17 protein-coding genes are annotated in these 23,908 nt (G+C 38.7%); 5 read left to right on the top strand and 12 right to left on the bottom strand.

All coding sequences use genetic code 11. From position 1 onward, the window contains the following. Nucleotides 1-70: 70 nt before the first annotated feature. From VB713_RS16940 to VB713_RS16930, 3 genes are read right to left on the bottom strand one after another with little or no spacing between them, the layout of a single operon-like run. The gene (locus VB713_RS16940) at nucleotides 71-394 is read right to left on the bottom strand and encodes an STAS domain-containing protein (RefSeq protein WP_323312687.1); all 324 of its coding nucleotides are present in this window, start codon (nucleotides 392-394) and stop codon (nucleotides 71-73) included. Between the two features lie 50 nt (nucleotides 395-444). Then, on the bottom strand, nucleotides 445-2,460 hold the full coding sequence (locus VB713_RS16935) for a glycosyltransferase (protein WP_323312686.1): 2,016 nt from the start codon (nucleotides 2,458-2,460) through the stop codon (nucleotides 445-447). A gap of 35 nt (nucleotides 2,461-2,495) precedes the next feature. Next, nucleotides 2,496-3,920 (bottom strand): DUF3131 domain-containing protein, encoded by a 1,425-nt coding sequence (locus VB713_RS16930; protein ID WP_323312685.1) that lies wholly within the window; start codon nucleotides 3,918-3,920, stop codon nucleotides 2,496-2,498. A gap of 340 nt (nucleotides 3,921-4,260) precedes the next feature. Between VB713_RS16930 and VB713_RS16925 the strand changes: the two genes are divergently transcribed. Further along, entirely contained in the window at nucleotides 4,261-7,089 is a 2,829-nt protein-coding gene (locus VB713_RS16925) for a DUF3131 domain-containing protein (RefSeq protein WP_323312684.1), read from the top strand. 574 nt (nucleotides 7,090-7,663) lie between these two features. On the opposite strand, the gene VB713_RS16920 is transcribed toward VB713_RS16925, so the two are convergent. The 8 genes from VB713_RS16920 to VB713_RS16885 all read right to left on the bottom strand — a co-directional run bounded on the left by VB713_RS16920 (nucleotide 7,664) and on the right by VB713_RS16885 (nucleotide 17,598). Then, complete coding sequence (locus tag VB713_RS16920; RefSeq protein ID WP_323312683.1) at nucleotides 7,664-9,643, bottom strand: primary-amine oxidase; 1,980 nt, start codon at nucleotides 9,641-9,643, stop codon at nucleotides 7,664-7,666. A 234-nt stretch (nucleotides 9,644-9,877) separates the two neighbouring features. After that, entirely contained in the window at nucleotides 9,878-10,402 is a 525-nt protein-coding gene (locus VB713_RS16915) for a tetratricopeptide repeat protein (protein WP_323312682.1), read from the bottom strand. Nucleotides 10,403-10,618: 216 nt separating this feature from the next. Further along, the gene (locus VB713_RS16910; RefSeq protein ID WP_323312681.1) at nucleotides 10,619-11,428 is read right to left on the bottom strand and encodes a transporter substrate-binding domain-containing protein; all 810 of its coding nucleotides are present in this window, start codon (nucleotides 11,426-11,428) and stop codon (nucleotides 10,619-10,621) included. Between the two features lie 12 nt (nucleotides 11,429-11,440). Further along, entirely contained in the window at nucleotides 11,441-11,797 is a 357-nt protein-coding gene (rplT, locus tag VB713_RS16905; protein ID WP_015217013.1) for a 50S ribosomal protein L20, read from the bottom strand. Between the two features lie 21 nt (nucleotides 11,798-11,818). Beyond that, nucleotides 11,819-12,016: a 50S ribosomal protein L35 gene (gene rpmI, locus VB713_RS16900; protein ID WP_015217014.1), complete on the bottom strand. Its 198-nt coding sequence runs from the start codon at nucleotides 12,014-12,016 to the stop codon at nucleotides 11,819-11,821. Between the two features lie 52 nt (nucleotides 12,017-12,068). Then, a complete protein-coding gene (locus VB713_RS16895; RefSeq protein ID WP_323312680.1) occupies nucleotides 12,069-12,770 on the bottom strand; it encodes a hypothetical protein in 702 nt (233 codons plus the stop codon). Nucleotides 12,771-12,930: 160 nt separating this feature from the next. Next, a complete protein-coding gene (locus VB713_RS16890; RefSeq protein ID WP_323312679.1) occupies nucleotides 12,931-14,643 on the bottom strand; it encodes a bifunctional diguanylate cyclase/phosphodiesterase in 1,713 nt (570 codons plus the stop codon). Nucleotides 14,644-15,069: 426 nt separating this feature from the next. Continuing rightward, nucleotides 15,070-17,598 (bottom strand): ATP-dependent helicase, encoded by a 2,529-nt coding sequence (locus VB713_RS16885; protein WP_323312678.1) that lies wholly within the window; start codon nucleotides 17,596-17,598, stop codon nucleotides 15,070-15,072. A gap of 15 nt (nucleotides 17,599-17,613) precedes the next feature. On the opposite strand from VB713_RS16885, the gene VB713_RS16880 reads away from it, so the two are divergent. Further along, nucleotides 17,614-19,302 (top strand): glycosyltransferase family 39 protein, encoded by a 1,689-nt coding sequence (locus VB713_RS16880; protein WP_323312677.1) that lies wholly within the window; start codon nucleotides 17,614-17,616, stop codon nucleotides 19,300-19,302. Nucleotides 19,303-19,355: 53 nt separating this feature from the next. On the opposite strand, the gene VB713_RS16875 is transcribed toward VB713_RS16880, so the two are convergent. Continuing rightward, nucleotides 19,356-20,441, bottom strand: a complete 1,086-nt coding sequence (locus VB713_RS16875) for a RuBisCO accumulation factor 1 (RefSeq protein ID WP_323312676.1) — start codon at nucleotides 20,439-20,441, stop codon at nucleotides 19,356-19,358. A gap of 351 nt (nucleotides 20,442-20,792) precedes the next feature. On the opposite strand from VB713_RS16875, the gene VB713_RS16870 reads away from it, so the two are divergent. The 3 genes from VB713_RS16870 to VB713_RS16860 all read left to right on the top strand — a co-directional run bounded on the left by VB713_RS16870 (nucleotide 20,793) and on the right by VB713_RS16860 (nucleotide 23,905). Then, complete coding sequence (locus VB713_RS16870) at nucleotides 20,793-21,743, top strand: response regulator (protein WP_323312675.1); 951 nt, start codon at nucleotides 20,793-20,795, stop codon at nucleotides 21,741-21,743. Nucleotides 21,744-21,859: 116 nt separating this feature from the next. Further along, nucleotides 21,860-22,549, top strand: coding sequence for a bifunctional demethylmenaquinone methyltransferase/2-methoxy-6-polyprenyl-1,4-benzoquinol methylase UbiE (ubiE, locus tag VB713_RS16865; protein ID WP_323312674.1), 690 nt, complete (start codon nucleotides 21,860-21,862; stop codon nucleotides 22,547-22,549). Nucleotides 22,550-22,669: 120 nt separating this feature from the next. Next, nucleotides 22,670-23,905: a DUF445 domain-containing protein gene (locus VB713_RS16860; RefSeq protein WP_323312673.1), complete on the top strand. Its 1,236-nt coding sequence runs from the start codon at nucleotides 22,670-22,672 to the stop codon at nucleotides 23,903-23,905. Nucleotides 23,906-23,908: the final 3 nt, after the last annotated feature.

Here is a 23,908-nt window from a genome sequence, read left to right as displayed (position 1 = left end):
CTACGCAAACTGCTGTATTGACAAAATTTGGGATTCTCTTTTTCTCTGTTCACTCTAGATACTCGATAACCTAAGTTGTGGCTACTTTGCTAGTAAACTCTTCTCTATCGCTTAAAATGTTCAAAACTCTATCTATTTTGGTTAATTCAAATAACATTTGAACTTGAGCATTAATTGAACATACAAACAGTTCTCGTTTAGCATTTCTAACACTTTGCATTGCTGCGACTAAAGCACCTAAACCAGAGCTATCAATAAAAGTCACCTCTGACATATCAATCAATAGAATCTCAACTTCATTGTTAACAATGTCACTAATTTCACGCCGTAACTCATTACCTGCGGCAGCGTTTAAAATTCCTGATGGTTCAAAGATGTGAATTGTCGAAGTCATAAGTTATTTACCTTTTTGTCCTAGTTTATAAACTTGAGATTTAACGGTTATTAAACATCTTTATCTGGTTGCCAAACAGCAGCGCTGATGATTGCCCAAAGTAGGGATAATATATATATAGACCATGCACCATTAATCAGATAAATCAAAGGAGTTTCTAACTGACCAATGGCAAAGCGATATAGACTCCATATTATACCTAAAATAATCAAAATAAACACAGTTAGCTGTGGCCAAATAAGCTGGAGATAAATTCCTGATTGCCGTTGCTTAGGTGTAACTTGAAATTTAATGGATTTTCCGGTCAATACACTCCATACAGCCTGGATTAATAGGGGAAATAAAGCAATGGCATATTGTTCTGAACGCCATAATTCCCCAGATTTAATACCCCAACCAGCAACTAAGAATGTCAATCTATTAATAATAAAAGTGGGTAAGAAATGGATAGCGAAATCAAATCCATAAGCTTTTACAGGGATAATTCCTGTAAAAAAATAGATAATGGGGCAAGAAATAAAAACCAAAGTTGCAAACCCAGAAAAGTAGCTATATGTGGTTTTAAAGTAGTGTAACCGTTGCCAAACTGTTAATCCTGGTTTTGTTAGGGGATTTTCTCTGACTAACACTTGGATTGTACCTTGCGCCCAACGCATTCGCTGTTTGAGGGTAGAACTTAGATCATCAGGAGCCAAGCCTTCTGCTAACAATTCATGGTGATAAATTGATTTCCAACCAGCACCATGTAAACGCATGGCTGTATTCATATCTTCTGTAATACTATTACTAGAAACACCACCAATTAATTCAAATTCATCTAATCGTTTTTCATCTTTAGCAAATTCATCTGCGAAATATTGTAACCCAACACTTACTAGTGCTTCTCTTCTCAGGACTGCATTTGTGCCTGTATAGAAAGCTGAGTTCATGCCATCTTTACCTTGTTGGAGAGGTCCATAAAATAAATTAGCTCGATGTCCAAAGGGATCTCCAGGGGGAATATTATAAAAATCTTGGGGAGTTTGTACAAAAGCAATTCGGTTTGGTTCATATTTTCCTGAATACAAATTATAGGTATAGAAATATGGCAAAACTCGCTTGAGAAATGCTGGTTTAGGAATATGATCTGCATCTAAAGTCAGAATAAAATCTCCTGCGGTTTCCCCAGAAAAAATGGCGTAATTGAGATTACCTGCTTTAGCATGATGAGCTACTCCTGGTTGTTTAGGTCGAGCAATATACCGCAATCGCATCAATTGTACAAGTTCTAATTCTTTGCGGCGAATTGCTACTTCTAACGCATGGCGCTCATGATTAAGACGTTCATATAAGGTTGATTTAGTTTCATTACTACTATTTTGATTTTGAGGGTTTAACCAGAGAATGAACTGTTGTAAACTCTGCACAAATCTAGCAGGAATATCCTCAAAAATATTTAATGATGTAGAAGATGATTGTTGTAGCCATTTTTCGGCAGCTTCTACATCAGGCGCTAAATTTTCTAATTGCTGAATTCTTTTATTTAAAGTAGATAGTTCTACATCAATTCGATCAGCTTCTGCTTGTAATAATGGTGATTGTAAATCTTCTATGCCTAGTCTTTCTGACATAGATCGCATTTGCTCAGAATTACCATCGTCTAATATATAAACACGCAGTTTTGTAGTTGGGTAATCTATTGCTAAAGCTGCTCTGGCAGTTTCTTCAACCATTTCTGGTGGCTCGTTATAGCAGGTTATAAACACATCTACAGTTGACCAATCAGAGTTAGGAAGGGGTGGGTTTAACTGATTGAGGGACTTAATCTGTCGGACTATAGGTCGCCATAGTCCAATTACAAACATGACTCCGCCAAAATAACTGTAAATTTCTGCTATTAACAAAGGAATAGATAGCCAGAGCGCATCAAAGTTGATGGAATGAGTGATCCGCCATTGTAAATACCAAGCGCCAAAAATTAAGTTTATTTCTGCTAAATATCGAAAAAGTAGCGTTCTTTTTTTGAGTGTTGAACGACTATTCCTTGAAAAATTAGATGAATCATGGATAGAGGATACTGAAGTCATTTCGTTACCAAAAATAAACAAAAATAACATTTAAATTAATCAATTAGTGGTTGTTTGTTTCTTGCTTGATAAAGTAGACTTTCTAGAATCACAGCATTAGTATTCACATCAATAGATTTATTTATACCCAGGTCTTGATTTTCGTATTTTCCAGAAAAGTAGCCGCGATTTTTATCAGCTAAATCCTGAACATATGCTCGTAATTTTTGAGTGTAAGGATCATTATTTATTAAAGCTGACCAAGAAAATGCAGCTTTGGTACTGAGAAATCGTAATTGGGGATAGGTTTTTTCACTGCTATTGATAGCTTGCCAAGTTTGACCGTTAGCGTAGACGCTGTAATATAAAAAATAAGGAGGACGATCTAAGGAATCTTCATTGACAGCAGTTAAAATACCTGTGCGTTTAAATCTTTGTGATTGTAATTTTAAGAGGTTTTGGATTTGAGGCTGAATAGAATCCGGCCAACCTAGTTCTAAACCCCAAAGTAGATACGGATCATTTGTGAGGTAGTTGGTAGCACCGGAATTTTTCAAGTTGCGTTTATCAACTTGGAGACTAATTCCATCTACCTCAACTATTTGGATTTGTGAATGTTGGATTTGTGAATGAGAAAGAGCTTTATCGGCATGAATATTCCACCGCTTTAAGCTATGAGCTGCATATTGTTCATAACCCAATCTTCCTTCTTGTACCTCAATAATTTGGCCATTTTTTGGGAAATATGCACCATTCAGCCACCCATTTTTAACTAGTTTCGATAAATTCCAACGAGCAACTATCCGATTAATCCTATCGCTATATTCAGGATAATGCGATCGCATCACATCCAACGCTAACAGAAATCTGGCTAAATCCAAAGCTGACCAACCACTCTTCCCCTGTGGATCTGGTGTATTATTGAGCGATAGCATTTGACCTGTGCTGGTGCTGTAAGCTTTGTTGGGTAAACCTGTAGCTGGTAATGGTAAAGTTTCCAAAGTTTCCAGCAGCCTATTCATGCGTTGTTTAAATAAGTCAGTTGGTAATAAACCTAATTGTCTAGCAGCATGAATACCTAATAAAGCACTACCCTGATCCCACCAAGTTGTCCATTGGTAATTATCTCCCGAATTAACTAAACCTGTTTGCGGATTCCAGTTACGTTCAAAGTATTTCCACGCAGTTTGTGCAGCAATTTTATCAGCTTCTTTAGTCAATTTTGGCGATATATTGCCAAAAGGGACATCTGGTATTTTTGGCTGTGGTGTCAGTAATGATGGAGTAGTTGCAGGAGGTGAATATTTTGGTTTTACAGGTGCAATAGGTTTTGGTGGAGTCGAAGACTCTGGAAACTGTGGTTCAGGATAAAAGTTATCAGGGGCAGCAATAATTAGGACAGGAACACATGAATACACCTGTATAGTACAAACAAAAGGTTGTTTATTAGTGATTGGATATGATACAAGTTCTAAAATCATGTCTGTTGTCCTTATTAAATCCGTGTTTATCTGAGTAATAAATTTAACCTATACTAAGTAAAATTCTCAGGAACTATTAAATTATCTCGTATACAATTATAATTGTATTGATTTGTGATTTATTTATACACAAACTAGACCGTTAAATCTCTAAAATCATAGTTTAGTATTTAATCTGAGTCCTTGCTTCAAATTTTATCTTCTTTTAGTGTATTAATTTTTCATCTGTTTTCGATAATTTTGTTTACATCATGAATGAAATCATAGTCCAAAATGGAAATATTTACTGAATAATTGCTTTTAAGTCTTCAGTCAAATCACCAACTTTTATTTGTAAAATATGCAACAACGCCGTCACCACAAATTAGTAAGATGGATTGCATTGTTCCTCAGTGGGGCATTTCTGCAATTTTTGTTTTCTATACCAACTGTATCTTTAGCTCAAAATTCTCCTGCAAATGCTAATAGCTGTAGTCAAATTACAGCACCTCTCACACCAGAAGAACAGATTTATGCGCGTTCAGCTTGGCAGTATTTTGTCAATAACTATCAGGAAAATACCGGGTTTACCAATTCTACCGGCGGTTATCCCTCTGGTACTCTCTGGGATATTGGTAATTACCTGATGGCTTTAAATGCAGCGCGGTGGATGAATATGATTAACCAATCTGAATTCGACTCCCGCTTGAACAAGTTTCTGACTAATTTTGCTAATCTCAAGTTATTTGAAAATGCCTTGCCGAATAAGGTCTATAATACCGCCAATGGACAGATGACCGACTATGGTAACAACCCTCTCGAAAAAGGGATTGGTTGGTCAGCTTTAGATATTGGACGTATCCTGGCGGCTTTTCATATTATTGGGACTTGTCATCCTCAATATAACGATTGGCTGAAGGGAATTATCGCTAAGTGGCAAGTGGCGCGATCGCTCAAAGATGACCAACTCTACGGAGCAGTTGTTTTACCTGATGGTAAGACGTTGTTGGTACAAGAAGGGCGGCTTGGTTATGAAGAATATGCTGTCAGGGGTTATGAACTGTGGGGATTTAAAGCCCCCAAAGCTGTGGAACTAGAGCCTTTTAAATTTGTCGAAGTGAACGGTGTGCAAATTCCTGTAGATAGCCGTGACTTTCAAACCACTAATGCTAATAATTATGTAGTCAGTGAATCTTACATCCTCGATGGTATTGAATTTGGCTTAGAAAGTTATTTAAAAAAATATGCTGCTGATGTTTTGGAAGTCCAAAAGCGTCGCTTCGAGTCTACAGGACAACTGACTGCTGTTTCTGAAGACAACATAGATCAAGCTCCTTATTTTCTCTACAACACTGTTTACTCTAATGGCGTGCCTTGGGCAACAATTACAGATGAAAATAAGCCCTATCCACAGTTGCGAAGCATCAGCACTAAAGCAGCATTTGGTTGGCGCTATCTTTACCCAGATAATGCCTACGCCCAAAAAGTTTTTGATGCTGTCAAGGATTTACGTGATCCTCAAGGTGGTGGTTTCTATGCTGGACTGTATGAGGAAACTAAACAACCTAATAAATCCCTGACTGGCAATACTAATGGCCTAATCATGGAGATTTTATATTACAAAGCCAGAGGAAATCAACCTCTGATTGGCAGTAGTGGGGTGAGTTTTGCAAAAATGCCGTCTGGTAGTTCTTCACCAGCAGATTCAACTCCACCAGCCTCAACTCCACCGGCTTCAACTCCACCTACAGAAACTTCCAAAACTCCAATCCAAAATCCTATTCCTATAGCCGTTACACCTGCTAAAACTAATACAGCTTCTAGTCCAGCGATAGTTAAACCTATTCCACCAGTGGGCAATCCTCAGCCATCCACACGGTTACCTAAACCTTTAACAGTTGTCCAACGCCGCTATGCTCAAGCCGCCTGGAACTACTTTGTAGCTAATTCTCAGGCTGCAACTGGACTGGTAAGCGATCGCTCTGATATTAAAGGTTCAACTTTGTGGGGTTTGGGAGATTATCTCTCAGCACTCAATGCAGCATGGGCAATGGAGATAATTTCTCCCAAAGAATTTGATCAACGTATCCGACAGTTGTTAGGGGCTTTAGCTCAGATACCACTGTATTCAGGGGAATTACCAAGTCGGGGTTATGATCCGCGTACATTGCAACCAGTTGATTATGGTGGAAATCCCGTTCCTGAAGGGACTGGTTGGTCATCTTTAGATGTGGGCAGACTATTGACAGCCCTTTATAGCTTAAAGACAGATCATCCAGAATATATAGAAGTTGTAGATCAAATAGTTCTCGATTGGTCATACTTGCGGGTGGTGCGGGAAGGTATTCTTTCCAGTGCCAATGTCATCAAAGATAAAAATGGGCGATCGCTTCCCCGCATTAATCCGGAAACCCGTTTAGGTTATGAAGAATATGCTGCACGCGGTTTTCAATTATGGGGGTTTAATGTTGATAAATCTGCTGTTGGTGGTGAATATAAAACAGCCTCAGTGGAAGGGGTGGAAGTTCCTATTGAACGGATGCGTACAGATACAAAATCAAAAGTTAACCAATATACAGTTAGCAATCCGTTCTTACTGTATGCCTTAGAGTTTGGTTTAGATCCAAAAATGCGATCGCTCTTTACAGCCGTCTATCAGGCTCAAGCCCAACGCTACCGTAATACTGGGACTCTTACAGCCTCAGCTACCACTCTCATCGAGCGTCAACCTTATACCATCCACAGTTCAATTATCGGTCAAAATCAGCCTTGGGTGGCATTAGGTGATGATGGTAAACCACTACCAGAAGGCAGATTAGTCAGTTCGGCTGTGGCATTTGCCTATTATGCCTTGCTGCCAGAAGATAGCTATACCCAGGAATTAATCAAGGCAACAACTGACTTATATAACCCTTTGCTGGGGTTTTATGAAGGTTTTTATGAAAAAACAGGCAAAACTGCCTTTGGTTCCACAAGCAGCACTAACAGCATGATTCTGCAATCTTTACTTTATACAGCAACAAAGCAGCAGCCTCTCATCCGTCCTCATACCGCTATGAACTCACCTTGGTGGCAAGCAGTTGCAAAGGGCAATTCTGGTCGTGGTTTACCTAATAGTGCCACTCAAAAATCCCAGTTCATGACTAATGGCTCTGAAAATCACTGGGATACTTTAAAAAATGGAAATTAACCAATAAAGTCCCTCTTAGAGCAATAGTTGTCGGTTAAGGCTCAAAAGTCATTATATGGTAGGTTGGGTTGAGGCACGAAACCCAACATTATCACCCACATTCAGCATGAGTAAATATACTCAAAATATTTTCCCCAGCAGGTTATTTTGTCAAAAAAAGAATTTCATAAAACAGCTAAAACCCAATCATAATAACCACTTCATGCTTTTTGCTATCTAGGTCGGTATTCAATGAATTTAATCTCAAACCAACTAATTTATTGACATTATTCTCAATAAGCTTGATTCTAACTTTAGGTAGAGCTGCGATGGCTACGCCGCGCCGAAGGCATCGCCCTAATATAGAATTGCGTGTAATCGTCTGAAAGCCTTATTCTCATTGGGTTATGGATAATTCCAAAAATTCAAAAAACACCTGCGGAATGTGGGTTATCAAGGATTTTGTTGGGTTACGCTGTCGCTCAACCCAACCTACATTTTCTTAACCGACAAGTATTGCCTTAAAGGGGGCTAAATTTTTCAAAGTCCCCTTTTTTAAGGAAGATTTAGGAGGATCTACAAGTGTTAGATTAATCTACTCACTCAAATTAATTGCGGGATTCCTACTAAAAAACCCCCTCGGCATCAACTTAAAACCTACTTGATGTCGTGGCATCACCGGCCAATCTTCTGGACGAGGAACATGAGTCATTCCCATTGTGTACCAAACAACAATATCTTCATTTTGCAAAGATTCATTATCAGCAACATATTTTGGTAAACCTTCTCCTAGTTTTGTTTGATTGGGATAATCTCCCCCTGCATACATTTCACTAGGTTTGTATTTTGTCACCCAAAGATGATGAGTTGCAAAACCAGCTTTTTCGCGGATCTTTGCACCTTCTACAGCATACAAAATAGTATTTCCTCCTGGCATCAACATATATGCAGGAGGAACACCTAAACTGTTCTGTTTATCTGCACTAGCAATCATCCATTCTCGACTGTGTTTGATATCTAAATCACGGACAGCAGCTTTTTCTGTTTTTAATGGTGTGTCTTCTACAGTAATGGCATTTCCCAAAGGATTCTTATCACTGATTGGTAAGCCTTCAACATTCATTTCCATCACAGAATTAGCTTGACCATCTACATCTAAATCTAGACGATAGTTGAAGAAGTGTTGATGATTTATTCCCAAAATATTTTTAGCTAATAATCTGCCAAAAGACTTATTCTCAGTTTGTGTTTGTGCAGATGTTCCTTGTGCTAAATCAATACCTGTTAATTCATTTTGGACTTCTAAAGTACCATCTTGATGAAAGATCCAATTAATGCTGTAATCATAATTATCAACAGCCGTGGTCATCTTCATGACTAATTCACGACTACGACGTACATAATTTTTTTGGCTGTTGTATTCAAAATGTTTCCAGAGTACACCATTGTCTCTTTCATAGATGCCAATCACCCCAGGCATTGTATAAGCATCTCCTTCTCCATTAGCAAATACTGCATCTAGTAAAACCCCATTTTCAGGAATTTCTTGACCTAGTTCCATTTTATTAGCTAACAAACCGAGGTTATATTCTCCGACATCAAAGGCGTTACGAAATGACCAATTAGGATTGGAATCACCATAAGGAACTGCCATTTCTGACAAACTGCCACGATATAAAATTGGTCTATATTTTTCGCCGTCGTTGTAATTAACAAGATATAAAACTAAACCTTCACGAGGATGCATGAAATAACGAAATTTCCAACCTTGCCAATTAATTTCGTTACCTTTAATTTTGAAGGTTTGACCATGAGGTTGAATAATTTTTAATGGTTTTGGTGGTGGAATTAATTTACTGAAAGATTTTAGATCATAGTCCCAGTTTTCTTGAGAAATAGGAACGACACCGTTATCAACAAAACTATCAATTTCACCTTTGTTTAAATTAACTGTGATTAAAACTCCTTCAATGGGACGGGCATAAAAATTTGCTTGTTTACCTTTATAATAAGATAATGCTCGACAAAGACGATTACCTGATTTTTCTTCTGCTGGAGTGAGTATTCCTGCTGTCCAGCAACTGATTTGTACTTGGTCAAAATCTGTAATTCCCCGCTTTTGCATGGCTTTTTGCCATTGAGGATCAGATTTAATGACCTCTTTTGCTATTTCATAATCTGGTGGTAAAATTGCAGGTTGCACACCAGGTTTTTCTTGCCATGAAGTTAAGGTTTTGGTGTTGAGATTAACTATTCCTGTGAAAGTTTTGTTGAGTTCACGTTCATAAACTAATAAAAAAACCTGGCGTGCAAATGACTTACCAGGTGTAAAATTCAATACTTCTTTTTTATCTGGTTCTTGCAAAGTAATCATAGGAAAAAATGCTGTATCACTCAAGGTTTTTTCTTGTTTGAGTATGTCTACAGCTTGATTGATTTCTACCTCGGTTAATGGGTTTAAAGGATGGGAAATTACAGATTCCTGAGCAAATAAAATGCCCATAAATCCCAGTGTGGCTGTAGTGAAAACAATGATGGCAACAACTAGCCCAAAAAACTTTAGTCTCTGAATCATTAGTTTACTTATTTTAGGACTTAGTTATTTATTTCCCAAGTGTTAATAGTAAAACCGATAGATTCAGAAACTATACTAAAAACGGGTTAAAAGTGTCATTCTGAACGAAGTGTTCGCGTAGCGTGCCGTAGGCTCTAGAATCTCCGAGATACTTCCCTGCACTACGTTACGGTCAGTATGACATAAGTCCAAGTTTGACCCGTTTGCAGTATAATTTGCAAATTATTGGCTGGATTATGCAATCACCAAACGCCGCAAAGATTCAGCACGACGTTTAGCAATGGCGTTATTAGGAGCCAATTTCAGTGCTTCTTCATACATTTCTAGTGCTTGAGAATTTAATTTTTTCTTCTCGTAAGCGTGTCCAAGATTATTCAGGGCTGATATATAGTCTGGTTTCAATTTGATTGCTTCTTTGTACTGACGAATGGCTAAGTCATATTGCTCTTGGGCAAAGTAAACATAACCCAAACCGTTGTAAACTGGGGCAATATTCTCTTCTCCCTCTTCTTCAGCGGCTTTAAGCGCTTTTTGAAATAGAGGTATTGATTGAGTAAAGACTTTTTTTTCGGAATAAATACTGGCTAATTCGTAATATTCTTGAGCCGTACCTTTTTCTTTAGTTAACTTGCTTTTCAACTTAGAAAGAGAATTTTCTAGTTTGCGAGTTTTGAAAATTTCTCGAAAAACACTCACACCTGCAAATGCGAGCAGACCAACAAAAACTGAGAGATAAACGACGGCTAGATTGTTATCCATTGCCTACAAATACAAATATAAAAAGTGCTTTCTTTATCTATTATTCAACTTTCTGGCAAAATGGGGAAATAAATAAATTAAGAATTAACAATACAATCAAAAATAATTTGTAATAATACCTTCTTCCTTCTTCCTTCTTCCTTCTTCCTTCGCGTCCTTCTCTTCGAGACGCTTCGCGAACGCGTCTTCGCGGTTCATTTAATCCATATTCTGCTGTTAAGGAAATAACCCCCAAAATTGTGCGCGTTCTTTGAGCCAACCTGTAGCTGTGTAACGAGCGATCGCTTCATTCACCTTTCGCCTTAGCTCATCGTACTGTAAACCCTTGGGCATGACAACCGATAAAGGTTGAGCAGATAGCTTAGTACTTAATAGTCGATATTGGGGATATTCCTGCACCCAACCACTGAGAACACTGGTATCAGCAGCAAAGGCATCAGCATTGTTATTTTCGATTTTCTCCAGTGCTTCTGCGTAGGAATTCACGCCTACTAATTCAGCATTGGGTATAAAATATTTTACCCTGTCGATTGTGCTGGAGTTGTTGAGTACGGCGATTTTACGTTTAGATAAATCTTGCAATTTTTGAATAGATGTATCTTTTGTAACTATTCCTGCACCATCAATATAATACGGAACACTAAAGCTAACTATGCGGGAACGTGATTCAGTTGCTGTCACTCTGGCAATAGTCATGTCTACTTGGTTGTTTAAAATCACAGACAAGCGATCGCTATTAGCAACAGGTTGAAACTTCACAGCATCCGATTTTCCCAGCAATTCCTCTGCCAAACGCTTGGCTAAATCAATTTCTAAGCCTTGTAAATTGCCGTTATCATCCTTAAATCCCAACGGACGCAAGTTATATTTAACAGCAATATTTACATAGCCTCGTTGCTGAATTTCCGGCAACGTAGCGGCTGATGCAGTTCCCCCAAAACAGAGGCAGAAAATCAACATCAAGGTAGCGGACAATACCAGATGTAACTGATTAATTTTTGACCATCTGTTACATCCGTTATTCATCCGTCGCCACCTTTATCCTTTAACTGCGTTTGCCATTTCTGCAACTTTAGCAAAACTTGCAGGGTCAAGAACTGCCAATTGTGCCAACATTTTGCGGTTGAGTTCAATGTTAGCTTTTTTGAGATTACCAATTAACTGGCTGTAGCTTAAACCATGTTGTCTAGAAGCTGCGTTGATACGTGTAATCCATAGACGACGGAAATCACGCTTCTTCTTTTTGCGATCGCGGTAAGAACTGCGAAGCGCCTTCATTACCTGTTGGTTAGCGGTTCTAAACAGAGTTGAGTGAGAACCACGGAAACCTTTAGCTATTTTGAGAATTTTATTGCGGCGTTTACGAGCTACATTACCGCGTTTTACCCGAGTCATATCTTAACTACCTGTGATGTTTTACAAATAAGGGAGCATCAAACGTACATTGTCTGCATCACGTTCACATACAAGTGCAGACTGGCGCAAACCACGTTTCTTGTTGGAAGACTTATGTTCCAGAAGGTGGCTTTTGAAGGCTTTGCGACGGACAATTTTACCAGTACCAGTGGCACGGAATCGCTTCGCCGCTGCTTTACGAGTTTTGAGTTTAGGCATGGTTTTGGCTATGATTCGACACAATCTATTATTATATATTAAAAAACCCAAATTAATTTTTTATGGGGATGACGACTTGAGGATCTAAGACAATACTTGCACCGGTTTTGTCTACGTGGTAAGTCCAAGATTGATTTTTTACCTTGACAATTACTATCCAGCCTTCTACCGGGTCATACTGTTGAGTACAAACTTCACCAAAATTGAATTCACAAGCATTCCCAAAGGTTTTTTGTGTCGCTTCAGTGATTTTTATGGCATTTTTTGGTAAACCAGAGCGTTTGGAAGCATCACTCACAACCTTATCAGCTATATCCTTCGGCAGTTGAGCAGCTTTAGATATATTCACTTTGGGGTCAAGAAAGATTTGTGACCCAGATTGATTAACATGATAAGTCCATGATTGATCTTTTACCTGCACAACTACCTTCCAGCCTTTAATAGGTCTGTATTCCCTAGTGCAAATTTCTCCAAACTTAAAAATACAGGAATTTCCAAAGGTTGTAAACTCAACTTGAGTAATTTTTAAATTACGTATTTTTACCCCAGAATGTTTAGATGCATCCTGTAACACTGCTCTAGAAATGCTTTGAGGAAAATCGTCTGGAGATGATTGTACCTGTTGTGGACTAGGAACAGCTACAGATGTATTATTGTTAGTAATATCCATGCCACAAGCTAACAGACTTGTTAAGACAAAGATAAAAATAAGGGTTTGAGGTAGTTTATCGATATTTTTCAGATGAAATGACATAATCTGTTTTCCGCCTCAACTTAAAAGGATATACAAATTTATTTACTGTTTTTAGCTTGATTTTGTTCCCCAAATTATTCCTTAAATTTATGGTAGGTTACGGACTATAGTCCTAACCTACCCTACAAATTGGGGATTTTTTTATTTGAAAGTCCCTTATCTATACTTTCTCTAGTTGGAGATTTTGAGAACTGTTTTTGAGCATTTCTACTATGATCTCAGCAGGAGCAGGACGACTGATATAATAACCTTGACCTTCATCACATCCGCGCTTTTTCAGGTAATTAAACTGTTCTTCTGTTTCTATTCCTTCGGCTGTGATGTTTAATCGCAGACTTTTTGCTAAGGCAATAATGGCATTTGTCACCGCTGCACTATCAGGATTAGATGTGACATCTTGGACAAATGATTGGTCAATTTTGAGGATATGAACAGGTAGGCGTTTCAAGTAGTTGAGAGAAGAATAGCCAGTACCAAAGTCATCTAAAGCCAGCAATATACCAAGTTCTCGTAATTGTTTAAGGGTGGTAATCGAGTTCTGAATATTACTTATTAAGAAGCTTTCCGTTACTTCCAATTCTAAAAAAGATGCGTCTAGTCCCGTTTCCTGTAGAACTTGACTAACAACATCTACTAAATTGGATTGTTCAAATTGTAAAGCAGAGAGATTTACTGATATACGAATGGGGGGAAGTCCAGCAAGTTGCCAAGCACGTATTTGCTTGCAAGCACTTCGCAATACCCATTCACCAATTGGTACAATTAAACCATTTGCTTCGGCAATGGGAATGAATTTTGCTGGAGAAATTAAACCTTTGGTGCTATGTTGCCAACGAACTAATGCCTCCATTGCAACTATTTGTCCACTATAAAAATCAATCATAGGTTGGTAATAAACCAATATCTCTTCACGTTCTAAGGCTTCATATAATTCATTTTCTAATACCAGACGCTCCTGTAGTTGAGTATTAATATCTGATGAATAAAATTGATATTGTCCACGTCCTTGTTGGATTGCTTTGTGAAGTGCTATGTCAGCTTCCTGTAAAAGTTTTTCTACACTTCCATGATGATCTAGGCTATTGATTGTAATTCCAAAACTAACTGTGATATGAATCTGGCTACCGTCTATTAAGAAAGGTTTGGCAATGCTACTCTGAATTAATTGAGATAGTTTAATTAAGCTTTCAAAAGAAAGTATTTCTGTCCTAGCAATAACAAATTCTTCTCTGTTGATATGTCCAAGCATATCTGTTTGAGATATACAGGTAGTTAAACGTTGCACAACTTGTCTTAACAGCACATTTGATTGTTCATGACCCAAACCATGATTTATATTAGCGAAATCATCAATACTAAATAAAAGTAAAGCTATGATCCATTCATGACTATGGGATTGTAATGTGGTCTGGTAGACGCGATCGCTAAACAACTCCCGATTAGGTAATCCAGTGATATTGTTGTAGTTAGTGATGTAGTGAATTAATTCATCTAACTTATGGAGAGTTTGTGAAGTATCAGCCATCAGCGTTCCCGCTTCATCCACAAATGTCGTCGGTAGTTTAGGTAAAGCTTTATCGCTTAGATAGTCCTGTAAGGCTTTAGATGTCAAAATGACTGGAGCAAGTAAGTAATTGAGTATATATAGGGTAATGGCTGTACCCGCTAAAGTAGCCAAAAGAGCAATTAACAGAACTCGTAATGTCATCTCTGTAGAAAAGGAATTAGAGATGAGGAAACTAATGAGTAATGTCAAAAGAGGTATGTGCGTGCCTAAAAAAGCCACCAACATAATTTTGGCAGTGTAACTTTTTTTAACCCAACTAAAACGATCTAATGATGAGTATAGATAAAGTTTTGGATTGCGTCGCATAAATTTTATGTGAAGATTGTAAATTGGATAAAAAAATTTCCAAAATGTGTGATATCAGCTTATATATTTTTTTTAAGTAGATAAAACACCTTAATTTTTAATATTCCCAATCTACAATTCAAAGTTTCTATCATTTGTTAAAATGAGGGCTTTTTCTAAGCAATTTATATGAATAAATATTAACCAAATAAGAATATTGATCTTTCATAATCCTTGTAGAGACTTTGCATCCAACGTCTCTACATTTTTTGTCACCAGATATCTAATCAATACTGCTCGGTTAAGGAAATGTAGGTTGGGTTGAGCGACAGCGAAACCCAACAAAATCCTTGATAATGTTGGGTTTCGTGCCTCAACCCAACCTACCATATAATGACTTTTGAGCCTTAACCGACAAGTATTGGATATCTAATGCTGATTATCAAACTATCTAACTACGTTTTTGGGAAACTGGCGCTTTAAAGCTGGAAAAACGGGACAAGGGGCTGAAGCTTGTAAATTCTGCGGTTTATTCCAAGTAAATGGTGCTTTTTGAGCCGCAGACATCCATAACAGCCGCTTGGCTCTGGTCATGGCAACATAGAGTAAACGGTATTCTTCAGCCATTTTCAAATATTTGGCATCTTCCCAAGCTTGGCTGACGTTGGGGATGGTTTTGGTGTGGAGTACGGCACGAATTTGGGCGCGAGCGACTTCTGATAAAGTAAAATCACCTAAAAATTGGCTTTGGGGTGGAACCCAAAATCTACCAGGAATGAGGTTTTCGTGCAGAAAGGGCAAAAACACATAATCCCAATCTAGCCCTTTGGCTTTGTGCATGGTGATAATTGTGAGTTGACCTGCTTGGGTATATTGTTCGTCCAGATTTTCTGTATCTACTGGTTCAAATCGTTCGGAACTGACGATTTCACTTAAAGCGGCAAGCATTGCTTCCATTGAGGTGTTACCGAAGAGTTGCTGGTTTACTCTTTCTGCAAGTTTGTCAGCGGTTGCTAATTCGGCTTGGTCATAATTTAAGGTTAAGGCGAAGAAGGAAATAATCTCATACAAGGGCAGTTCTAGACGGGCGCGGAGTAAACTACGACAAAGATGGGCAGCTTGTTGGACTATATCTGTTTGCGGTGCGGCTAGGGGTCCAGGATATAAAAATTCTTCTGGAATACTAGCGAGGGCGTTGAGGTCTTGGGTAGGAATTAATTGACGTTGGACTAGGACATCAAGGGCGGCTTTGAGTTTTCCGGGAGAGTGGGGGCGATCGCAAAATTGCAGTAATGATAAAATCTCCTGGGGTACATGAGAACGTCTTTCTCTCTCTCCCACGTCATAAAGTTTGATGTTATGTTCTTTGCAAATCGGTTCTAAAGCCTCCCCTAACCATCGTCCTTGGCGATTTTCTCGCACTAACACTGCCGCACAGGATTGAGGATCTTGGGTGAATAACTCAACTACTCTCTGGGAAAGCAACTCAACTGTTTGATGAATATCAACAGGGGTATAAAGTTCAAGTCCTCTCCCCACTGGTGCAGGATTAGCATTTGTCTGAGGATCATTGATATCCACAGGGAGAATTGTCTGCACCAAAAATGGAGTTTCGCCTTTATTGATTTTTGACCACTGATTATTCACCCACTCCAACGCAAAGTTAGCTGCGGCAATAATAATCTTTGTACTCCGACCAGCTTGATCCATTGTTGCCAATCTTTGTTCAAGATGACATTTTTTACAAAAGTCCCGAAAATAAATCGGGTCAGCAGGAGTAAAAGTCGAGTTAATCGCTTGATTAGGATCACCCACTCGCACTAGGTTGAGTTGAGGAGTGCTTTTAGGAGTGCTGAGTGCTGAGTGCTGAGTGCTGAGTGCTGAGTTTTGAGTGCTGAGTAAAGAATTATCAGGATCATCTTCATCTCCCTGCTCCCTGCCCCCTGCTCCCTGCTCCCTGCCCCCTGCCCCCTGCCCCCTGCCCCCTGCTCCCTGCCCCCTGCCTCCTTCACCTTCACTTGCTAATATTTCTAAAAGTCGCGTCTGAAGCGGGCTAGAATCCTGGGCTTCGTCTTCAAAAACGGCGAAAACTTGATTTTGCTCAATGCGACGGGCGCTGTCGTTTTCTAGAACTCGCAAAGCGGCTAAAATCATATCGTCGTAGTCGATGAAATCTGGCGACATATCCGATGGGCTACGTCTACGCATTAAGTTTTCATATTCCTCATACAATCCCACCGCAACTTGCAAAATTGCATACTTATCGGTAGTTTTTTGACTCCATTTTTTTAATTGTTCTGGTGTTATTCCTGAGCTTTTGGCTTCATGGATAACGGTATAAGCTAAATCTGGTAATACTTCTGTTCGCAATACTGACTGACGACGCAGTTTTTCTGTTTCTTCACCATCAAATTGTTTACCTGCGAGTAAGTGAGAATATTGTTCGGTATTATGAATAATCCATTGTTCTACCGCTTGACGAATGAAACGATGGCTTTGGTTAGGGGTAATTAATGTGACATTTTCTAGCTGCAAACCGGATAAGTTGGGATGGCGACTGGCAATGTTTAAGGCTAAACCATGCAGGGTATAGACGGCAAAGCCTGTTTGCGGTAAAGATAATTTATCTCGTAAGCATTCGCGGATTTTTGCTTTAATGTTGGCAGCAGCGGAACGGGTAAAGGTGACGACTACCAATTGACGACGGTAATTGTTTCCTGTGGAAAGGGAATGTTGATATTGACGAGCAATTGCGATCGCAGATGCATCTGCCATTCCTCTCGATTTACCAGCACCAGGAACCGCTGACACAGCTAATGACCCATGTTCCCAGTCGGCCATTTGCTTTTGTCCAGGTCGCAAACTATCACGAATGGCTACAATGTTGTCGTTTAATTTAGCAAAGGAGGATTGCTGACTTGCTTCTAATTCAAGGCTTTCTTGATGTACTAAATCAGTAAAATTATCTTTAGACATATCAATATTTCAATAATGACAAATCGCAAACTTTTTATATATGATTTGGGTTTAGCTGGAACGATACCTGCGGTGTGCATAGCGATCGCAATTGGTACTATTTTGCGCTTTTGGCATCTAGACTTAAAACCTCTCTGGCTTGATGAAATAATTACGGCTATTTTTAGCTTGGGTAAAAATTACCGTGATTTACCTTTGGATGTTCTCTTTCCCCTCAACCACATTCAGGAAGTTTTTGCTTTTCAACCAGGTGTTAGCTGCCCTCAAATTGCCGAAAATCTTGCTAGTTATTCCACTCACCCACCGCTGTTTTTTTGCTGGATGTACAGTTGGTTAGGTTTTTTGCAGCCTTTGGGTATGGATTTGGTGGTTAAACTGCGATCGCTACCTGCTTTATTTGGTGTGGCTACAATCCTAGCAATTTATGGAGTCAATCGCATTGCTTTTTCTCCTACATCTGGAATTATGGCAGCATTGTTGATGGCATTGTCCCCTTTTGCTGTTTACCTCTCCCAAGAAGCAAGGCACTATACCCTTCCTATGCTCATAATTACTTTAGCATTATTCTTGCTTATGCTAATTCAGCAAGATTTGTTTTATAAACAAAAATTACAATTTTGGGTTTGGCTATTATGGGCAATTATTAATAGTATCGGTCTTTATGTTCACTATTTTTTCAGTATAGCATTTATCGCCGAAATAGCTACACTATTACTGCTAATTTATCAGGGTAGAAGTAAGATTTTCAAACTCCGTCAAGTCTATTTATATCTAGTTATCTTTACCTGTTTTATTCTTATTAGCTTCATGCCCTGGGTACTAGTTATAGTCAGCCATTTACGCAGTTCAGAAACTAATTGGTTGCCATCTGCTCATCATGTTGAACCTATCTATCAAACTTTGATCACCTGGGTGTTGATGATAATTACTCTCCCAGTAGAAAATCAGCCCTTGTTGATTGCAATTTTCTGTAGTTTTCTCATGGTTGTATTTATGATTTGGGCTGGTTGGCAAGTCTTCCCAAATTTAAAGTTACTATGGTTAAAAAGTACAACTCATTTACCTACATTCACACTTTTAAGTTTTACTTTTTTTGTATTATTACAATTCTTCTTTATTGCTTATTTATTAGGTAAAGATATTACGGTTGTTCCTCGTTATCATTTTGTCTATTATCCTAGTTTTTGCGCCCTACTAGCAGCCAGTTTAGAAAAGGTCAAAATTTCCAAATTTATCTTTTTATTGATTGGTGTAATCAGTTGTATTTTTGTGCTTTCTAATTTAGGCTTTCAAAAGCCTTTTCAACCTGAGAAAGTTGCCCAAAATATGAATTTTGAATCTAATGTACCATTAATGTTAGTGGTGGGATATGACAATTATCAAGATGTCGCTGGGGGATTCAGTTTTGCTTTGGCATTAGAACAACTTAGAAGCCATGAAATTGCCAGCCAATTCCAGAAAGATAGTTTGGTTTTTTTAGATAAAAATTCTGATTTTTCTGCCTTTAGTAATAAGCTTTCTCAACTTTCTATGGCAGATGTATCTCAATTTAATTTATGGTTCGTAGGTTCAAGCATGAAAAAACGAGATTATCCACCAAAGTTGGCACTTACTGCTGGGAAAACTACTTGTAATATAGAACCTACCCAACACTATCGCACTGGTCACTTCCCCTATCAACTTTATCGTTGCAGTAATTCGTAATTGGGGAATGGCAAAACTCTTCTTACCAATCACCAATCACCAATCACCTAAACTTATTCGTCTATTTGCCAAGCATCCTTGGTAAATTCTTCGTCAAGAACTTTCTTAGGACGTAAAATTACGATTATTTTCCCTAGTAGGGTATTTTCTGGTGCAGTGTCAAACCACTGAAAATCAATTTCACCGGAGTTATCGACGACAAAGTAGCTGGAAATATCCCATTCTCTTTGTGCGCGATCTATAACGACTAGTACAGGTTCTGTTTTGGTTTGGGTTGGGTTAGGGAAGATATCGCTACTGGCAATAATTACTACTGGATCTTCAGCAGATCGCAGTACTTGCCAACCTGGTAAGGATACCCAAGCTTGTTCTCCGGCAAATTTGACAATCCGAAATGGTCCAATTTCTGTAATTAGGGGTACAGCTTGCACATCTTGTGGTGTCAATGGCAACTCACCAACTACAGGTACAATCCGGGGTAATTCTTCATCTGACTCTAGACGGAAAAAGGGCAGAATTGGCGCAGAGCGTTGAGCAACTGCGGTAAAGTCCATTAATAGTTGTTCGATTTGTTTCCTAGCTGTTTGTGAGTGAACAAATCGTAATGCTTTGGCAATTAAGCGCGATCGCTCTTGTAAGTCAGAATTTTGTCTTGCTAATTTCCAAACTTGATACGCTACAGCATCTCCAGGATGGGCTGTAAAACCTGTTGGGGGAACAGAAAATCGAGCAAAGTCTTTAATTGATTTAGCAATATCCCGCGCTTCGTCTACATCGAGTTTATGGAGAAAAATCAAATCGGCAGCTGCGGCTCGGTCTTCTTGGGTAAGTAGGCGTAGTTCATATAGAATATCACTAGCCCTTTCGCCATAGTATGTCTTTGTAGCTTCGGATGCACCAAACTTTTCTAAACAACCGTAAACCTGTGAGCCAACGATTACCTGATTTTGTTGACTTGGCTCAAATCCAGTGGCTTCAAAAATTTCTTGAGGATTGTAACCGTTTTTTTGTAGGTAAGCGATCGCTGCTCCCCATTCCACCCAGTTACCCTGTTTTTGTCTTAACTTGACTAATAATTCTTGTGCTGTATCATTAGCAGCATTCTCAGTATCTTGAGTATTGGTTGGTATTTCAGTCATAATCTAAAGTGTAAGCTTTAACTTAATATGGTGATTCTTTGAGATGTAAACGATGTACTTAGTTCCTGGCGTAGGCTTTTAGCATCTGCCTGATGCCGGAATTTTATTAATCAACGTGTAATTAAAATATGTTACTGCTTAACCTGAATAGCATATCCTAATTCTAATCTCTAAAGTGCTAATCTCTTGTCAGACTCAGAATCTTCCATAATCAACGCTTACTGAATCTGGGAATATGATTTACACTACCCGATCAGGAGTGTTTTACCCATTACCAATCCCTAATCCTCTATTCTCAAGTTAGCCTTGTATGGAATATAACCAAATTGGAAAGAAGATATAAAACAACTTATGGATAACCTGAATAGTGACATTGAGCAAGTGCGCTCTCAAGTGAGTAATCGTGAACGCCCAGCAAAACTCAAAATTCTTGTAGTTGATGATGAACCAGATAATCTGGATTTGCTGTATCGTACCTTTCGCCGTGATTTTAATGTCCTCAAAGCCGACAGTGGTATAAATGCACTGCAATTGTTGGAGGAAGAGGGGGAAGTCGCAGTCATTATATCCGATCAGCGGATGCCAGAAATGAAAGGAACCGAATTTCTGAGCAGGACATTACCACAATTTCCCGATACAGTCAGAATTATTCTCACTGGATTTACTGATATTGAAGACTTGGTAGAAGCTATTAATTCCGGTCAAGTTTTCAAATACATCACCAAACCTTGGGATTCTGGAGAACTGAAGGATGTAGTGCAAAGAGCAGCAGCAACTTATGATCTGCTCAAGCAAAGAACTGAAGAATTACGCCGTGCTAATGCCCAAATGGATTTGCTGACGGTTTTAGTTGAAGTCACTCAAGCAGCTTCTAATTTAGAAGCAACTCTAACTCCCATTGCTAAAGCTTGTAGTGAAACTTTTAACGCAGACGGCTGTATTGTGCAACTGCTTGAGGGAGAAACTCTAATGGGAACTCAAGGGTTATACAGTAAAAAAGGCAAGATTGAAAATTGGCTCTCTCAAGATGCACTAGCAAAAGCTGCGATCGCAACTGGTCAAATACAATCATCTCTAAATATACCTAAAGACCCTAATCTTAGTAGTCTTACTCACTACCAAGCCGCTGGGGTGCAAGCACATTTAATTATCCCGATTACTTATCGGCAGAAAATGTTGGGGGTATTATCGCTACAGTGGCAACAACCTTGTGTTTTAAGAACAGATGAACTCAAACTCATTCATTTATCGGTGGAACTATTAGCGATCGCTCTATCGAGTGGTTATACTACAAACGAGTGAAATCTAGACCTAATGCCATACTGTATCCCTCATCAGAATCCGAGGCAAGCTACAGAATGACACTTTATAAACTGTTTCTAGTATACCAATCTCAATTTTCAATAATTATCTGACTAATGGGCAACGAAATTCGTGACATTTTTGACCGTATTGCTCCAGTTTATGACCAATTGAATGATTGGTTAAGTCTGGGACAACACCGCATATGGAAAGAAATGACAGTCAAATGGAGTGCAGCTAAACCTGGAGATACTTGCTTGGATTTGTGTTGCGGTAGTGGCGATTTAACCTTTCACTTAGCCCGATATGTAGGAGTGAGGGGAAAGGTATATGGTGTAGACTTTTCCTGCAACTTACTCACAGTGGCCAAAGAACGCTGCCACAAATATTACCTCCAAGCACCTATAACTTGGTTAGAAGCGGACGTATTAAATTTACCCTTTGATGACAATCAATTTGATGCCATCACAATGGGATATGGTTTAAGAAATGTTAAAGATATTCCCCTTAGTCTCCAAGAAATATATCGTGTTCTCAAGCCTGGTGGCAAAGCAGCTATTCTAGACTTTCATCGACCTAGTAATGCTATATTACGTACCTTTCAGCAGTGGTATTTAGACAACTTAGTTGTTCCCCTAGCCACAAATCTAGGCGTAAAGGAAGAATATGCTTATATCAGTCCCAGCCTAGACCGCTTCCCCATTGGTCAAGAACAAGTGCGAATAGCGCAAAAAATCGGTTTTGTCAATAGCATACATTATCCCATTTCTAACGATATGATGGGAGTGTTAGTAGTAAATAAATAATTGGTAATTGGATGGCAAAAGACAGGAGAATCAGAATTATTTTTAATTTTTAATTAATTTCTCCCAGTCCCCAGTCCCCAATCTCCAGTCCCTTGTCCTCGTTTCCTAATCCAAAATACTGTGGATTGGTCTCATTTTTGGCTTTATGTATCACCCCCTATCTTGGGTGGAGTTATCGGCTATTTCACCAACGATATAGCCATCAAAATGCTATTTCGCCCCTACCAAGCTATTTATATTCTGGGGCGGAGAGTACCTTTTACTCCCGGATTGATTCCCCGTAATCAAGAACGGTTAGCAAAAAATATTTCTGATACGATTATGGGGTCGCTGTTAACGCCAGATGAATTACAAAAACTGGCGCGACGACTCCTACAAACAGAAAGAGTAAAAAGTGCGATTCTCTGGTTATTGCAGTTAGCAATTGAACAAGTTCAAGGTGATAAAAACCAGAAAAGCATCAAAGTTGTCGCCGGAATTTTACGTGATTTATTAGGAGAGTCATTACCACGCCTTCTTAAAGTTTTAGCACGACAGGAAAACTTTTTAGAAGCACAAATCAACCAAATTTTTGACCAGATATTACTGGAATTTCAACTGAGTGAAGAACAATCGACTCGGTTAGCTGATTGGTTGTTAGAAGTAGTTTTACCACCAGATGTGTTAAGACAAGCGATCGTTGACTTTTTAACTGATCGCACAATTCAAACTATTGATGACAGCTTTCGAGAAAAAACCAGCGGTACTTACTGGGTAGTTGCTAATCTATTTGGTTTACGTAATACTCTCACCCGATTGCGGACATTTTGTTTAGATGAAAAAGAAGCTACTAATAAGCGGTTGCAAGAATTAATTCAAGATTTGCAAATGCGCGATCGCTTCAAAAAACTGTTACAAGAGTTATCTTTCCAAAATCTACCAATTGGTACAGTCCGTCAACTCAGAAAAACAACGAGAGATAGTGTTCGTCATTATCTCCAAAATAGTGGTAGTGATTTGTTAAAAGAATTAACTGAATCAGCAGATTGGGAAAATATTGCTGGATTACTTCTAAAGCGTTTAAGCAATTCACCTGTTGTCAGTACTTCTTTAGAAGTTGTTTCTGAAGAGTTAGCATTAATTTTGGAACGGTATTTAGAAAGAGATTTAGAAGCAATTGTCACCCAAGTAATTCCTATCCTATCTATAGATCAAGTAATTATCGACCGAGTAAAATCAACCTCACCTGCTGATTTAGAAGCCGCAATTGAGGGAATTGTAAAAAATGAATTACAAGCAATTGTGACTTTAGGCGGTATTTTGGGTTTTGTCGTCGGGTTATTTCAAGTAGGGTTTTTAATTTTAAGTCGATATTAAAAT

This window comes from Anabaena cylindrica UHCC 0172 (assembly GCF_034931625.1).
Lineage (GTDB): Bacteria > Cyanobacteriota > Cyanobacteriia > Cyanobacteriales > Nostocaceae > Anabaena > Anabaena cylindrica_A.
This window is presented reverse-complemented; position numbering and strand designations above follow the sequence as displayed.